The organism is Blastococcus sp. TF02A-30 (genome assembly GCF_003319185.1).
GTDB lineage: Bacteria > Actinomycetota > Actinomycetes > Mycobacteriales > Geodermatophilaceae > Blastococcus.
Genome location: NZ_QOHJ01000002.1, coordinates 1 through 15016, shown reverse-complemented (window position 1 = coordinate 15016; position 15016 = coordinate 1). Strand labels below are relative to the sequence as shown.

Genomic DNA, 15016 nt, shown 5'->3' with positions numbered 1-15016 from the left:
CATGACCGACATGGCCGAACCGCTGGTGCTGGAGCTCGGCGCGGGCTTCCGGGACGACGAGGTGCGTGTGCTCCTCGACGGCCGGGAGGTGTGGGCCGGGACGGGCGTCAGCACGGACTGGTCGATCGGGGTGGCCGCGGTCGTGCCGTTGCCCGTCCCCGGGGGGACCGGCGGCCGGGTGGAGGTCCGGGTGGGCCACCGCGCGCGCGGCACGACGCAGCTGGCGGGGGCCCCCGGGACGGCCGACCAGCGGCTGCGCTGCGACCTGGACCCGGACGGCGGGATGACGCTGGGGCCCGCGCCCGAGGGCCCCTGGATGTGAGGGGTCAGGCGGCGGTGTCGGTGCGGGTCTCCCCCGCACCGGCGGCGCCCTTGGCGGCCCGCCGTTCCGCGGCCGCCCGCATGGCGCGGGCGCTGGTGCGGCGCAGCACGAGCGCGCGGTAGACGTAGTCGAGGCCGGTGACGACGGTGAGCACGACGGCGGCCGCCATCACCCACCAGCGAGCGGTGGCCAGCGCGCCGGTGAGCGGCAGGATGTACAGCCCGATGGCCAGCGCCTGCACCACGGTCTTGGCCTTGCCGCCGCGGCTGGCCGCGATGACGCCGTGCCGGATGACCCAGAAGCGCAGCAGCGTCACCCCGACCTCGCGCACGAGGATCAGCGCGGTGACCCACCACGGCAGCAGGCCGAGCACCGACAGCCCGATGAGCGCGCTGCCGGTGAGCGCCTTGTCGGCGATCGGGTCGGCGAGCTTCCCGAACTCGGTCACCTGCCCGGTCCGCCGGGCGATCATCCCGTCGTAGCGGTCGGTGATGATGGCCAGCCCGAACACCAGGGTGGCCCAGTAGCGGCCGGCGTCGTCGAGGCCCTCGTCCTGCAGCAGCAGGACGGCGAAGACGGGGACGACGGCGAGCCGGAGCACGGTGAGCGCGTTCGGCAGGTTGACCAGCCGCGCCGTCTGCGGCGGCGTCGCGGCCGGGTCGGGCAGCACCGCGCTCACCCGGTCACCGACCGGTTCCGGGCAGCGCCGGGACCAGCGCGCGGGCCACCAGGTCGACGCCCTCGGTGGCGACGACCTCGGCGGCCACGATCTCGCCCGCGCGGGCGCCGCCGGGCACGCCGGCCACCGTGGTCGTGCCGTCGGCGTCCGGGTCCTGGTGGGCGGCGTGGCCGAGCCAGGTGCCGGCGCCGTCGGTGGCGGAGAGGTCCTCGGTGAGCAGCACCTCGACCCGCTCGCCGATGCGGTCCTCGGCGCGCTGGGCGGTGAGCTCCTCGACCAGGTCGGTGATGCGGCGCACGCGGGCGTCGATCTCGGCCTGGTCCAGCTTGCCCGGCAGGCCGATCGCCTCGGTGCCCTCCTCGTCGGAGTAGCCGAACACGCCGACGGCGTCCAGGCGGCCCTCCACGAGGAAGCGCTCGAGCTCGGCGACGTCGTCCTCGGTCTCCCCCGGGAAGCCGAGGATGACGTTGGTGCGGAACCCCGCCGTCGGGGCCAGCGCGCGGGCCCGCTCGATCAGGGCCAGGAAGTCGTCGGTGCCGCCGAAGCGGCGCATCCGGCGCAGCAGCGACGGCGACGAGTGCTGGAAGGACAGGTCGAAGTAGGGGGCGATGCCGGGCGTGCCGGCGATCAGCTCCAGCAGGCCGGGGCGCATCTCGGCCGGCTGCAGGTAGGCGACCCGCACCCGGGTGATGCCCTCGACGGCGGCGAGCTCGGGCAGCAGCTTCTCCAGCGAGCGGAGGTCGCCGAGGTCCTTGCCGTAGGAGGTGGAGTTCTCGCTGACCAGCACCAGCTCGGTCACGCCCTCCGACGCCAGCCACTGCGCCTCGCCGAGCACCTCGGCCGGCGGGCGGGAGACGAAGGCGCCGCGGAAGGTGGGGATGGCGCAGAAGGCGCACCGCCGGTCGCAGCCCGAGGCCAGCTTGAGCGCCGCCGTCGGCCCGGAGGCCAGCCGCTTGCGGCGCAGCCAGTCGTGACCGGGGATCACCGGCGCGTCGGCGGCGGCCCGGGCGGCGCTGCGCTGCACCGGGCTGATCGGCAGCAGCGTGCGGCGGTCGCGCGGGGTGTGCGGCACCAGCGGGCGGCCCGCGATCACGTCGTCGAGCCGGTCGCCGATCTCGGCGTAGTCGTCGAAGCCCAGGACGGTGGCCTCGGGCAGCGCCCCGGCCAGCTCGGAGCCGTAGCGCTCGGCCATGCAGCCGACGGCGACGACGGGCGCGCCCGAGTCGGTGGCCGCGAGGATCGCGTCGACGGAGTCCTTCTTGGCCGACTCGATGAACCCGCAGGTGTTGACCAGGACGGCGTCGGCGCCGTCGGCGTCCTCGACGAGCTCGTAGCCGCCGGCGGCGAGCCGGCCGGCCAGCTCCTCGGAGTCGACCTCGTTGCGGGCGCACCCGAGGGTCACCACCGCCACGGTGCGGGCAGGGCGGGGCGCAGCTGTCACCCGGCCATCGTAGTCGCCGGAGGCGGCGCCTCCGGCGACCACGGGGGTGATGTGGCTCAGGCTTCGCCGCCGCGCAACGTGAACAACACCGACTCGAGCTCGTCGGGCTTGATCAGCACGTCGCGGGCCTTGGACCCCTCGGACGGGCCGACGATGCCGCGGCTCTCCATGAGGTCCATGAGCCGGCCGGCCTTGGCGAAGCCGACCCGGAGCTTGCGCTGCAGCATCGACGTCGACCCGAACTGGCTGGTCACGATCAGCTCCACGGCCTGCAGCAGGAGGTCGAGGTCACCGCCGATGTCCTCGTCGATCTCCTTCTTCTCGCCGGCCGCGCCCGCGGTGAAGACCTCCTCGCGGTACTCCGGCTCGGCCTGGCGCTTGGTGAACTCGACGACCGCCTCGATCTCGGCGTCGGTCACGAAGGCGCCCTGCACGCGCATCGGCTTGCCCGCCCCGATGGGCATGAAGAGGGCGTCACCCATGCCGATGAGCTTCTCCGCGCCCGGCTGGTCGAGGATGACCCGGCTGTCGGTGAGGCTCGAGGTGGAGAACGCCAGGCGCGAGGGCACGTTGGCCTTGATCAGGCCGGTGACCACGTCGACCGAGGGGCGCTGGGTCGCCAGGATCAGGTGGATGCCGGCGGCGCGGGCCTTCTGGGTGATCCGGACGATGTGCTCCTCCACGTCGCGGGGGGCGACCATCATCAGGTCGGCCAGCTCGTCGACGATCGCGAGGATGTACGGGTACGGGCGGTAGACCCGCTCGCTGCCCGGCGGCGCGGTGATCTCGCCCTTCTCGACCTTGCGGTTGAAGTCGTCGATGTGCCGCACCCCGGTGGACTTCATGTCCTGGTAGCGCTGCTCCATCTCCTCGACCAGCCAGGCCAGCGCGGTGGCGGCCTTCTTGGGGTCGGTGATGATCGGCGTGATCAGGTGCGGGATGCCGTCGTAGGGCGTCAGCTCGACCATCTTCGGGTCGACCAGGATCATCCGCAGCTGGTCGGGGGTGGCCCGCAGCAGCAGCGAGGTCAGGATCGAGTTGACGCAGCTGGACTTACCGGCACCGGTGGCACCGGCGACCAGCAGGTGCGGCATCTTCGCCAGGTTGGCGCAGACGAAGCCGCCCTCGATGTCCTTGCCCAGGCCGACCAGCATCGGGTGCGGGTCCTGCTTGGCGGCACCGGAGCGGAGGACGTCGCCGAGCGACACCTTCTCGCGGTCGGTGTTGGGCACCTCGATGCCGACGGCGGACTTGCCGGGGATGGGCGCCAGGATGCGGATGTTGTCGTTGGCCACCGCGTAGGCCATGTTCTTGGTGAGCTGGGTGATCTTCTCGACCTTGACGCCCTGGCCGAGCTCGACCTCGTAGCGGGTGACCGTCGGGCCCCGGGTGAAGCCGGTGACGGCGGCGTCGATGTTGAACTGCTCGAGCACCCCGCTGATCGCCTCGATGGCGACGTCGTTGGCCTTGGACCGGGCCCGCGGCGGGTCGCCCGGGCGCAGCATCGACAGGGCCGGGAGGACGTAGTCGCCCTCGACCGGCTGGATGGAGAGCTGCTCGGGCTCGGTGATCGGCGGCAGGTCCTCCGGCGGGGAGGTGCGGTCGACGACCGGCGGGCGCGTCGGCGCGTGCAGCTGGGTGTGCTCGGGCTCGGTGACGAGGGTGGCCTCGGGCGCGGCCTCGTACGCCGCGTGGTCGATCGGCCCGGTGGTGAGCAGGTCCTCCGACAGCGAGTTCTTGCGCCTGCGGCTCTTCGGCGCCGGCTCCTCCTCCTCGTAGTCGAAGTCGTCGTACGCGTCGTCGTCCTCGTAGTCGTCGGCGCGACCGAGGACGCGGTCACCCAGCTCGCGCAGCCGCTCGGGGATCTGGTGCACGGGCGTGGCGGTGATGACGAGCAGGCCGAAGAACGCGGCCAGCCCGAGCAGGACGACGGCGACGGCGCTGCTCATCCCCGCGACCAGCGGGGTGCCGACGGCCCAGCCGACCAGACCACCGGATCCGGGGACGCCGGCCTCGGGGTCGGCCGGGGTGCCGACGACGTGCGCGATGCCCAGCACCGCGGCGACCATGCACAGCCAGCCGATGGCCAGCCGGCCGCGTGCCTCGGGCCGCGGACCGCGACGCAGCAGGCGCAGCGCGGCGAAGAAGAAGACGACCGGCAGCACCATGACCAGCGAGCCGACGATCCAGCGGACGCCGTCGGTGAGCGCCTCGCCGACCGGGCCGATGCCGTTGCTCCACGCCGCGGCGCCGAGCACGATCGCGAGCCCGAGCACCGCCAGCCCGACGCCGTCGCGGCGGTGCTCCGGCGCGAGCGGCTCGGCCTCCTCCGGACGGGCCACGGAGCGCGCCAGTCCGCCGGCACCGCGGGCGAGCAGCCCCCAGGTGCCGCTGGCGGCGCGCCAGAGGCTGAACCCGGAGTCCTGCTTCTTGCGGGCGGGCGGGCGGCGGTTGGGCGCCCGCTTGGCGGCCGGGCGCTTCTTGCTGGCCGCGGTCGAGCCCGACCGGCTCTTGGCCGGCGGCTTGCGCGTCGGCGTGGTGCGGGCAGGCATGCGTCGAACGGTAATCCGCCGGGGCTCCGTGATCGGGCAGGCCGGACCTCGTGTCCCGCACCTCGTCCCCACCGGGGCATAACGTCACACGCATGAGTGCTCCGCTCCCCGCCGGCAGCTGGCAGACCCCGATCACCTCCGCCCTCGTCGTCCGGTCCGCCGCCCGCCTGGGCGAGGTCGTGGTGGACGGGGCCGACGTCTGGTGGTCCGAGGGCCGTCCCTCGGAGGGCGGGCGCTCGGTGCTGGTGCGCCGCTCCCCCGGCGGCGAGCCGACCGCCGTGCTGCCGGCGCCGTGGAACGCCCGCACCCGGGTGCACGAGTACGGCGGTGGCGCCTGGACGGTGTCCGACGGCGTCCTGTGGTTCACGAACTTCTCCGACCAGCGGCTGCACCGGCTGCTCCCCGGCGGCTCTCCCGTCGCCGTCACCCCCGAGCCGGCGATCCCCTCCGGCGTCCGGTACGCGGACCTGCGCGTGGTGCCCGGCGGCGTCCTCGCGGTGCGGGAGACGCACACGGAGTCCGGCGCGGCTGCCGACGTCGTCAACGAGATCGTGCGGATCGCCGACGACGGCAGCGCCGAGGTGCTGGTGAGCGGCCCCGACTTCGTCTCCGACCCCCGGCCCGGTCCCGGCGGCGAGCTCGCCTGGTTGCAGTGGGAGCACCCCGACATGCCGTGGGACGCCGCGCAGCTCGTGGTCCGGGCCGCTGACGGCACCGAGACCGTGGTCGCCGGCGGGAACGGCGACTCCGTCGTCCAGCCCACCTGGGCGCCCGACGGCACGCTGTGGTTCCTCTGCGACCGCACCGACGTCTGGTCGCTGCACCGGTGGCGCGCGGGTGCGGACGCGGAGCTCGTGCTCGACGTCGGCAGCGACATCGCCGGGCCGCAGTGGGTCTTCGGCAGCAGCCGGTTCGCCCTGCTCCCCGACGGGCGGATCGTGCTCGCGTTCGGCCGCGGGGGCCAGGACCGCCTCGGCGTCCTCGACGTGGACGGCGGGCTGCGCGAGCTGGACCTGCCCTACGCCGCGTTCCGCGGGGTGACCGCCACGGCCGACGGCGTCGTCTGCGTCGCCGGCGGTCCCGACAGCGAGCCGGTGGTGCTGCGCGTGCCGGTCGACGGCGGTGCGGCGGAGGTGCTGCGTCCCGCCCGCGACCTCGGCCTCGACCCGGCGTGGTTCTCCCGCCCCGAGCACGTCACCTTCCCGACCGAGGACCGCGGCACCGGGATCGGCGAGGCGCACGCGCTGGTCTACCCGCCGACCAACCCGGGGGCGACGCTCCCCGACGGCGAGGCGCCGCCGCTGCTCGTCGTCGTCCACGGCGGGCCCACCTCGGCGGCCGTGCCGGTGCTGAACCTGGACATCCAGTACTGGACGTCGCGCGGCTTCTGCGTGGCCGACGTCGACTACCGGGGGTCCACCGGCTACGGCCGCCGCTACCGCGACGCGCTCCAGGACCGGTGGGGCGTGGTCGACCTGGACGACGTCGTCGCCTGCGCCCGCTACCTCGCCGACGCCGGCCGGGTCGACCCGCGGCGGATGGCCATCCGCGGCGGATCGGCCGGCGGCTACACGACGCTGGCCGCGCTCACCATGCGGCCCGGCGTCTTCACCGCCGGGGCGAGCCACTTCGGCGTCGCCGACCTCGGTGCGCTGGCCTCCGACACGCACAAGTTCGAGTCGAGGTACCTCGACGGGCTGGTCGCACCGTGGCCGTCGGGCAGGGCCGTGTACGACGAGCGCTCACCCATCAACCACGTCGACGCGCTCGACACGCCCCTGGCGGTGTTCCAGGGCGACGAGGACGCCGTCGTCCCGCCCGCGCAGGCCGAGGCGATCGTCGCGGCGCTGCGCGAGAAGGGCGTGCCGCACGTCTACCTGCTGTTCGCCGGAGAGCAGCACGGCTTCCGCAAGGCCGAGAACATCCGCGCCGCGCTGGACGGCGAGCTGTCGTTCTACGCCCAGGTGTGGGGCTTCGAGCTCCCCGCCGACGAGGGCATCCGGCCGGTCGAGCTGCGCCGCTAGACCTCCAGCACGGTCGGGATGATCATCGGGCGGCGGCGGTGCTTGTCCGACACCCACTTCCCGACCGTGCGGCGGATGATCTGCGACAGCCGGTGCGCGTCGACGTCGTCGTCCTGCAGCGCCCGCCGCAGGTTGTCCTCGACCAGCGCCAGCACCTCGTCGAACGCCGACGGGTCGTCGGAGAAGCCCTTGGTCGACAGGTGCACCGGGCGCACGATCGTCCTCGTCGAGGGCTCGACCACCACGGTGAGCGCGACGAAGCCCTCGTCGCCGAGGATGCGGCGGGCCTGCAGCGACTCCTCGCCGACGTCGCCCACGTTCAGCCCGTCGACGTAGACGTCGCCGACCGGCACGCTGCCCACGATCGAGGCCTTGCCGTCGACCAGGTCGACGACGACGCCGTCCTCGGCCAGCAGCACGCGGTCGGCGCTCATGCCGGTCTCCTCGGCGAGCTTGGCGTGCGCCCGCAGGTGCCGCCACTCCCCGTGCACCGGCATCAGGTACCGCGGCTTGGCCACGTTGAGCAGCGTCCGCAGCTCCCCCGCGGGGGCGTGCCCGGAGACGTGCACCCGCGCGGTCTCCTTGTGCACCACGGTGGCGCCGAGCCGGGCCAGCCCGTTGATCACCTTGTAGACGGCGGTCTCGTTGCCGGGCACCAGCGACGAGGCGAGGACGACGGTGTCGCCGGCCTCGATGGTGACCTGGTGGTGGTCGCCGCGGGCCATGCGGCCGAGCGCCGACAGCGGCTCGCCCTGCGACCCGGTGCTGACCAGGACGACCTGGTGCGGCGGCATCGAGGCGGCGTCGTCGAGGGAGACCATGAGCCCCGGCGCGACCCGCAGCAGGCCGAGGTCGCGGGCCACGCCCATGTTGCGCACCATCGAGCGGCCGACGAAGGCCACCTTGCGGCCGTGCATCTCGGCGGCGTCGAGCACCTGCTGGATGCGGTGCACGTGGCTGGCGAAGCTGGACACGATCAGCCGCTGGGTGGCGCGCCGGAACACGTCCTCGAGCACCGGGCCGATCGAGCGCTCCGGGGTGACGAAGCCGGGCACCTCGGCGTTGGTCGAGTCGGCCAGCAGCAGGTCGATGCCGGACAGGCCCAGCCGCGCGAAGGCGCCGAGGTCGGTGAGGACGCCGTCGAGCGGCAGCTGGTCCATCTTGAAGTCGCCGGTGTGCACGAGGGTGCCGGCCGGGGTGTGCACGGCGACCGCGAGCGCGTCGGGGATCGAGTGGTTCACCGAGATGAACTCGCAGTGGAACGGCCCGGCCAGGTGGTCGTCACCGGCGGCGACCTCGACCAGCGTGGGCACGATCCGGTGCTCGCGCAGCTTGGCGGCGACCAGGGCGAGGGTGAACCGCGAGCCCACCAGCGGGATGTCGTCGCGGAGCCGAAGCAGGTACGGGATCGCCCCGATGTGGTCCTCGTGCCCGTGGGTGAGGACGACGGCGGCGATGTCGTCGAGGCGGTGCTCGATGACGCCGAAGTCCGGGAGGATCAGGTCGACGCCGGGCTGCTCCGCCTCCGGGAAGAGCACCCCGCAGTCGATGACGAGCAGCTGCCCGTCGAACTCGAGCACGGCCATGTTGCGGCCGATCTCGCCGAGCCCGCCGAGGGCCATCACCCGGAGCGCCCCCTCGGGCAGCGGCGGCGGGGCCTTGAGGTCGAGGTGGGGCTGGGTGACCTGACGAGTCACAGGGGGACGCCTCCGTCGGCGAGGTCGGCGCGCAGCTGCGCGATCTGTTCGGGGGTGGCGTCGACCAGCGGCGGGCGCACGGGGCCGGCGGGCAGCCCCAGCGCGTTCAGCGCCGCCTTGACCAGGATGACGCCCTGGGTGCGGAAGATGCCGGTGTAGACCGGCAGCAGGCTGTCGTTGACGGCGCGGGCCTTGACCAGGTCACCGGCCTCCACCGCGGCGATCAGCTCGGCCAGCCGCGGGCCGACCAGGTGGCCGACGACGCTGACCACGCCGACGCCGCCCATGGCGAGGATCGGCAGGTTCAGCATGTCCTCGCCGCTGTAGAAGGCCAGGTCGCTGCGCGCCTTGGTCCAGGCCAGCGCGCCCAGGTCGCCCTTGGCGTCCTTGACCGCCACGATCCTCGGGTGCTCGGCGGCGCGGACGAGCGTGTCGACCTCGATCGGCGTCCCGGTGCGGATCGGGATGTCGTACAGCATGACCGGGAGGTCGGTGCTGTCGGCGACGGTGGTGAAGTGCCGCAGCAGCCCGGCCTGCGGCGGCCGGTTGTAGTACGGGGTGACGACGAGCAGGCCGTGCGCGCCGGCCCGCGCGGCGGCCCGCGCCTTCTCGGCGGAGTGCTCGGTGTCGTTGGTGCCGACGCCCGCGACGACCGTCGCGCGGTCCCCCACGGCGTCGAGGACGGCCTCGAGGACGGCGTTCGACTCGCCGTCGGCGATGGTGGGCGACTCCCCCGTGGTCCCGAGGACGACCAGGCCGTCGTGGGCCTGCCGGTCGACGAGGTGCGCGGCCAGCTCCTGGGCCCCGGCGAGGTCGATCGAGCCGTCCTCGGCCAGCGGGGTGACCATCGCCGTGAGCACGCGTCCGAACGGCCGGGCGGGGTCGGTGGTCATGGGGAGAATCTACCCAGCGGAGGGGACCGTTCCCCGCGCGTACTCCGACACGGCGAACCGCAGGTCCCCGGACGCCGACGTCGTCCACCCCTCCGCCGGGGTGCGGGCGACCAGCTGCCAGCCCGTGACCGACGGCGCCCAGGTGTCACCGGCCACGTCGGTGTCGACGTCGGTCACGACCAGCCGGTCGGCGTGCGGCAGGAACGCCGCGTACACCGCACCGCCGCCGATCACCCAGAACGACTCGTGCTCGGCGAGCACCTGCGCGACCGAGGCGGCCCGCCGTGCCCCGTCGGCGGACCACCCGTCGTCGGAGGTGAGGACGACGTTGACCCGGCCCGGCAGCGGGCGGAAGCGCTCGGGCAGCGACTCCCAGGTGCGCCGGCCCATCACCACGGTGGAGCCGGTGGTGAGCCGGCGGAAGAGCGCCAGGTCCTCGGGCAGGTGCCACGGCAGGCCGCCGTCGGCCCCGATCACCCCGCCGCGGGCCTGGGCCCAGATGAGCGAGACGGTCACGCTCAGACCGCCACGGCGGCCCGGATGGCCGGGTGGTGGCGGTAGTCGCGCACCGTGAAGTGCTCGTAGGTGTAGTCGAACAGCGACGGCGCCGGCGCCAGGTCCAGCGCCGGGAACGGGTACGGCTCGCGGGAGAGCTGCTCGCGCACCTGCTCGACGTGGTTGCGGTAGATGTGGCAGTCGCCGCCGACCCAGATGAACTCGCCGGGCTCCAGGCCCACCTGCGCCGCCACCATGCGGGTGAGCAGCGCGTAGCTGGCGATGTTGAACGGCACGCCCAGGAACATGTCGGCGCTGCGCTGGTAGAGCTGGCAGGAGAGCTTCCCGCCGGCGACGTAGAACTGGAAGAACGCGTGGCAGGGCGCGAGCGCCATGTCCGGCAGGGCGGCCACGTTCCACGCGGAGACGATCATCCGTCGCGAGTCGGGGTCGGTGCGCAGCGTGTCGAGCAGGTTCGCGATCTGGTCGACGTGCCCGCCGTCGGGCGTCGGCCACGACCGCCACTGCACGCCGTAGACCGGGCCGAGCTCCCCCTCGGGCGAGGCCCACTCGTCCCAGATGGTGACGCCGTGGTCGCGCAGCCAGCCGACGTTGCTGTCGCCGCGCAGGAACCACAGCAGCTCGACGGCGATCGACTTGAAGTGCACCTTCTTCGTCGTCACCAGCGGAAAGGTCTCCGCCAGGTCGTAGCGCAGCCGCTCGCCGAAGAGGCTGACCGTGCCGGTGCCGGTGCGGTCCTCCTTGGGCGTCCCCTGCTCCAGGATCCGGCGCAGGAGGTCCTCGTACTGGGTGTCGATCGGCGCTGCCACGGCCCGAGACTACGGCCGCCCGCCGACGGTCCGGCGAGCGCTCGGCGCACCCGCCCCAGGGGGCTCAGCCCTCCCCGACGAAGGGGCTGGCGGCCACCTCGCTGCCGTCGGCGAGGGTGCTGATCCGGAAGTCACCGAAGACGGTCCCGGCCACCCGCTGCAGCTCGCGCAGGCAGGCGACGGCGACCTCGCGCATCTCGACGTCGGCGTGCTCGCTGGCCCGCATCGCGACGAAGTGCCGCCAGGCGCGGTAGTTGCCGGTGACGACGATCCGCGTCTCGGTGGCGTTGGGCAGCACCGAGCGGGCGGCCTGGCGCGCCTGCTTCCGGCGCAGCGTGGCGTTGGGGACGTCGGCGAACCGCCGCTCCAGCCCCTCGAGCAGCTCGGTGTAGGCGGCGCGGGCCGCCTCGGTGGCGGCGGTGAACGCCGCGTGCAGCTCGGGGTCCTCGGCGATGACCGCGGGCTCGACGAGGTCCGCGCCGTCCTCGGGGACGTAGCGCTGGGACAGCTGGCTGTAGGAGAAGTGCCGGTGCCGGATCAGCTCGTGGGTGAGCGACCGGGAGATCCCGGTCAGGTACATGCTCACGCTGGCGTGCTCGAGGACCGAGAGGTGCCCGACCTCGAGGATGTGCCGCAGGTAGCCGGCGTTGGTCGCGGTGGCCGGGACGGGCTTGTCCCAGGACTGGTAGCAGGCGCGGCCGGCGAACTCAGCGAGCGCCGGACCGCCGTCGGCGTCGGTGTCCCACGGGACGTCGGACGGCGGCGTGAACTGCGTCTGCGCGATGACCTGGACGCGGAGCGGCGCGATCTGTGGCACGGATCGAGCCTACGGGCGGCGTGCTCCCGCCCCGGGCGGCCCGACCGGCAGACTGGCGTGGTGGAGGAGCTCCTGGTGGCGGCCAGCGGCCTGCTGCTGCTCTGGCTCCTCCTCGTGCTGCTCCTCTGGCGGTCGCGGGCGCTCGCCGCGCGGGAGGCGCTGCGGCTGCTGCCGGACCTGGTGCGGCTGGTCCGCCGGCTGGCGGCGGACCGCTCGCTGCCGCGCGGGCTGCGGCTGCGCCTGTGGGTGCTGCTCGCCTACCTCCTGTCGCCGCTGGACCTCGTGCCCGACGTCGTCCCGGTCCTCGGCTATGCCGACGACGTCGTCGTCGTGGCGTGGGCGCTGCGGGCCGTGGTGCGCCGGGCCGGCGGCGACGCCCTGGCGCGGCACTGGCCCGGGTCCCCGGCCGGGCTGGCCGTGGTCACGCGCCTGGCAGGGCTGCGACCGACGGCGGACGGCGGACCTCCCGGCTGAGGTCGGCAGCGAGGTCGCCGGCCTCGACCACCGCGACGTCCTCCAGACCCAGCCACCCGGCCATCAGCCGCAGCTCCGCGGCCAGCTCCTCCGCGACCTCGGCGCGGTCGACCCCGGGCTCGGCGTGGGCGGCCTGCACCCGGAGGACGCCGGCCTGCCGGTCGGCCTTGAGGTCGACCCGCGCCACCAGCCGGTCGCCGAGCAGGAAGGGCAGCACGTAGTAGCCGTGCACCCGCTTGGCCGCCGGGGTGTAGATCTCCAGCCGGTAGCGGAAGCCCCAGATGCGCTCGACCCGCGGCCGCTCCCACACCAGGGAGTCGAAGGGGCTGAGCAGCGCGCGGGCCCGGATCCACCGGGCGCGGCGGGCCGCGGGGTCCAGCCACGCCGGGCGTCCCCAGCCCGCCACCTCGACCGGGAGGAGCTCTCCTGCGTCGGCGAGCTCGCCGATCGCCGTGCGGGCGTCGGCCACCGGCAGGCGGAAGTAGTCCCGCAGATCGGTCTCGGTCGCCACGCCCAGCGCCCGCGCCGCGGTGCGGACCAGCTCGCGCACCGCCTCCTCGCGTTCCGGGGTGCGGGTCTGCACCACGGCGGCCGGCAGCACCCGCTCGGTGAGGTCGTAGACCCGCTCGAACCCGGGGGTGCGGCCGCGTGCGGTGAGGACGCCGGTGAAGAACAGGTACTCCAGCGCCGCCTTGCCCGCGTGCCAGTTCCACATGCTGCCGGGCCGGTTCGGGCGCTCCTCCTGCAGCTCGCTCGCCCGGATGGGACCGCCGTCGCGCACCCGCTCGACGAGCGCCGCCACGTAGTCGGGGCGCTCCCGCGCGACGCGCGTCATGGACCCCCATGCGTGCTGGTCGGCCGCGGCCATCCGCCAGCGCAGGAACGGCTGCAGCCGCACGGGCAGGAACGACGCCTCGTGCGCCCAGTACTCGAACAGGTCGTGCCGGCGGTCGGCCAGCGCGTCGAGCGCCTCGCGCGGGTACGGGCCGAGCCGGCTGAACGCCGGCAGGTAGTGCGAGCGGGACAGGACGTTCACCGAGTCGATCTGGACCACACCGAGGCGCTCGGTGAGCCGGCGCAGCTGCCGGGTGCCCACGGGCCCGGCCGGTCGGGGGTCGGCGAAGCCCTGGGCCGCCAGGGCGATCCGGCGGGCCAGGGCGGCGGGCAGCCGCTCGACGGGTGCGTGCACGGGTCGGATCGTGCCCCGCGGTACCGACATCCGCGCAGGCGGGCCCCGCTGCCTAGGCTCGCGACGTGGACCCGACGCCCTTCCCCCGCCTCACCGGCACGGCGGACGTCTCGGTGCGCCCCGCCCGCCCCGAGGACGCCGAGGGCATCGCGCGGGTGCAGGCGGTCACCTGGCGCACCGCGTACCGGGAGGTCCTCCCCCGCGAGCTGCTCGACGGGTGGGACGAGCCCGCCGCCGCGGCCTCGTGGCACGCGGCGATCACCGCCCCGCCGACTCCCGGGCACGTCGTCCTGGTGGCGCTGGAGAGCGATGCGCTCGTCGGCTTCACCGCGTTCGGCCCGGCGGAGCTCGCCGACGGCGAGACGGCGGACCCCGCGGGGCCCACGGCGGAGGTCTCCACCCTGCTCGTGGAACCACGCTGGGGGCGCCGGGGCCACGGGAGCCGGCTGCTGGCGGCGGTCGTGGACACCGCCCGCGTCCAGGGGGTGGCCCGCCTGACGACGTGGCTCCTCGAGCAGGACCGCGTCTCCGCCACGTTCCTGCGATCGGCCGGCTGGGAGCCCGACGGCTGGGCCCGCACGCTGGACACCGGGGGGACGCCGGTCCGCGAGATCCGGCTGCACACAGCCCTGGGCACCGACGAGGAGAGCGACGCGTGACGTTCAGCGGTTTCCCCGACGAGGGGCTGGTCTTCTACGAGGGTCTGGAGGCCGACAACACGAAGACCTTCTGGACGCAGCACAAGGCGGAGTACGAGGCGTACGTCCGCGCCCCGCTCCAGGCGCTCCTCGACGAGCTGGCCGCCGAGTTCGGGACGGCGAAGGTGTTCCGCCCGTACCGGGACGTCCGGTTCAGCAACGACAAGACCCCGTACAAGACCCACCAGGGCGCCGTGGTCGTCCCGGAGGGCCGCGGTGCCGGTGCCTGGTACGTGGAGGTGTCCGCCGACGGACTCATGGTGGCCGGCGGCAGCTGGCGGCTGGAGTCCGACCAGGTGGCGCGCTACCGCAGGGCGGTCTCCGACCCGGTCCAGGGTCCCCGGCTCGAGGACGAGGTCGACCGGCTGCGCGCCGCCGGGTGGTCGATCGACGGCGAGCGCCTGGTGCGGGTGCCGGCCGGCTACGCGGTCGACGCGGAGCGGCTGGAGCTGCTGCGGCACAAGGCCCTGCACGCGAGCCGCAGGTGGACGCCGGAGGAGGACTGGCTGCACACACCGTCGGCGCTGGATGTCGTGCGCGACGCCTGGCGCGATCTGCGGGCGCTCAACGCGTGGTTGGCCGACAACGTGGGTGCCACGACCAAGGAGCCCCGCCCCCGCCGCTGACCGACCGGCCCCCTCGCAGCTTTCGGTACCGAAAGCTGAAGCCCGGAGCCGGCCTTCGGTACCGAAAGCTGGAGGCCTGGTCGGCTCTGGGTACGGGTGGGCCGGAGCCGGCCCGGGCTTCGGTACCGGAAGCTGACACCGGGCCGGTCGTCGGGGGAATGCACGCAGGGCCCCAGCCTGGTGGCTGGGGCCCTGCGTGTGAATGGTTGTCCGGCGGCGTCCTACTCTCCCACCCCGTCTCCAGGGCAGTACCATCGGCGCTGAGAGGCTTAGCTTCCG

General features: G+C 74.2%; 14 protein-coding genes. 5 read left to right on the top strand and 9 right to left on the bottom strand.

The genetic code is table 11. The features are described 5' to 3' along the window. Positions 1–10 precede the first annotated feature (10 nt). Positions 11–322, top strand: coding sequence for a hypothetical protein (locus DQ241_RS04415; RefSeq protein WP_147252325.1), 312 nt, complete (start codon positions 11–13; stop codon positions 320–322). Positions 323–326: 4 nt separating this feature from the next. On the opposite strand, the gene pgsA is transcribed toward DQ241_RS04415, so the two are convergent. From pgsA to DQ241_RS04400, 3 genes are read right to left on the bottom strand one after another with little or no spacing between them, the layout of a single operon-like run. After that, entirely contained in the window at positions 327–1001 is a 675-nt protein-coding gene (gene pgsA, locus DQ241_RS04410; RefSeq protein WP_113828979.1) for a CDP-diacylglycerol--glycerol-3-phosphate 3-phosphatidyltransferase, read from the bottom strand. Between the two features lie 4 nt (positions 1002–1005). Then, positions 1006–2442 carry a 30S ribosomal protein S12 methylthiotransferase RimO gene (gene rimO, locus DQ241_RS04405; protein ID WP_113829413.1) on the bottom strand — a complete coding sequence of 479 codons (1437 nt, stop codon included), beginning with the start codon at positions 2440–2442 and terminating at the stop codon, positions 1006–1008. A 56-nt stretch (positions 2443–2498) separates the two neighbouring features. Further along, the gene (locus DQ241_RS04400; protein WP_113828978.1) at positions 2499–4994 is read right to left on the bottom strand and encodes a DNA translocase FtsK; all 2496 of its coding nucleotides are present in this window, start codon (positions 4992–4994) and stop codon (positions 2499–2501) included. A gap of 92 nt (positions 4995–5086) precedes the next feature. Here DQ241_RS04400 and DQ241_RS04395 point away from each other — a divergent pair, with 92 nt between their 5' ends. Further along, positions 5087–7018, top strand: coding sequence for a S9 family peptidase (locus DQ241_RS04395; RefSeq protein ID WP_113828977.1), 1932 nt, complete (start codon positions 5087–5089; stop codon positions 7016–7018). Here DQ241_RS04395 and DQ241_RS04390 read toward each other — a convergent pair. The 5 genes from DQ241_RS04390 to thyX all read right to left on the bottom strand — a co-directional run bounded on the left by DQ241_RS04390 (position 7015) and on the right by thyX (position 11750). Continuing rightward, positions 7015–8715, bottom strand: coding sequence for a ribonuclease J (locus tag DQ241_RS04390; RefSeq protein ID WP_113828976.1), 1701 nt, complete (start codon positions 8713–8715; stop codon positions 7015–7017). The genes DQ241_RS04395 and DQ241_RS04390 overlap by 4 nt on opposite strands. Further along, positions 8712–9608 carry a 4-hydroxy-tetrahydrodipicolinate synthase gene (dapA, locus tag DQ241_RS04385; RefSeq protein WP_113828975.1) on the bottom strand — a complete coding sequence of 299 codons (897 nt, stop codon included), beginning with the start codon at positions 9606–9608 and terminating at the stop codon, positions 8712–8714. The genes DQ241_RS04390 and dapA overlap by 4 nt, the downstream gene beginning before the upstream one ends. Before the next feature lie 9 nt (positions 9609–9617). Next, positions 9618–10124 carry a dihydrofolate reductase gene (locus DQ241_RS04380; protein ID WP_113828974.1) on the bottom strand — a complete coding sequence of 169 codons (507 nt, stop codon included), beginning with the start codon at positions 10122–10124 and terminating at the stop codon, positions 9618–9620. Between the two features lie 2 nt (positions 10125–10126). After that, positions 10127–10933 carry a thymidylate synthase gene (locus tag DQ241_RS04375; protein WP_113828973.1) on the bottom strand — a complete coding sequence of 269 codons (807 nt, stop codon included), beginning with the start codon at positions 10931–10933 and terminating at the stop codon, positions 10127–10129. A gap of 64 nt (positions 10934–10997) precedes the next feature. Beyond that, a complete protein-coding gene (gene thyX, locus DQ241_RS04370; protein ID WP_113828972.1) occupies positions 10998–11750 on the bottom strand; it encodes an FAD-dependent thymidylate synthase in 753 nt (250 codons plus the stop codon). A 60-nt stretch (positions 11751–11810) separates the two neighbouring features. Here thyX and DQ241_RS04365 point away from each other — a divergent pair, with 60 nt between their 5' ends. Continuing rightward, a complete protein-coding gene (locus DQ241_RS04365; RefSeq protein ID WP_233492205.1) occupies positions 11811–12224 on the top strand; it encodes a YkvA family protein in 414 nt (137 codons plus the stop codon). Here DQ241_RS04365 and DQ241_RS04360 read toward each other — a convergent pair. Next, complete coding sequence (locus DQ241_RS04360; protein WP_199584081.1) at positions 12172–13413, bottom strand: winged helix-turn-helix domain-containing protein; 1242 nt, start codon at positions 13411–13413, stop codon at positions 12172–12174. The genes DQ241_RS04365 and DQ241_RS04360 overlap by 53 nt on opposite strands. A gap of 65 nt (positions 13414–13478) precedes the next feature. Here DQ241_RS04360 and DQ241_RS04355 point away from each other — a divergent pair, with 65 nt between their 5' ends. Beyond that, positions 13479–14072, top strand: a complete 594-nt coding sequence (locus tag DQ241_RS04355; protein ID WP_113828969.1) for a GNAT family N-acetyltransferase — start codon at positions 13479–13481, stop codon at positions 14070–14072. After that, a complete protein-coding gene (locus DQ241_RS04350) occupies positions 14069–14737 on the top strand; it encodes a DUF2461 domain-containing protein (protein ID WP_113828968.1) in 669 nt (222 codons plus the stop codon). Before DQ241_RS04355 ends, DQ241_RS04350 begins: the two co-directional genes overlap by 4 nt. Positions 14738–15016: the final 279 nt, after the last annotated feature.

Bases quoted from the DNA above. Each gene is read 5' to 3' on its own strand.
- dapA (WP_113828975.1), bottom strand. From the start codon at position 9,608: ATGACCACCGACCCCGCCCGGCCGTTCGGACGCGTGCTCACGGCGATG.
- DQ241_RS04415 (WP_147252325.1), top strand. From the start codon at position 11: ATGGCCGAACCGCTGGTGCTGGAGCTCGGCGCGGGCTTCCGGGACGAC.
- DQ241_RS04395 (WP_113828977.1), top strand. From the start codon at position 5,087: ATGAGTGCTCCGCTCCCCGCCGGCAGCTGGCAGACCCCGATCACCTCC.
- DQ241_RS04400 (WP_113828978.1), bottom strand. From the start codon at position 4,994: ATGCCTGCCCGCACCACGCCGACGCGCAAGCCGCCGGCCAAGAGCCGG.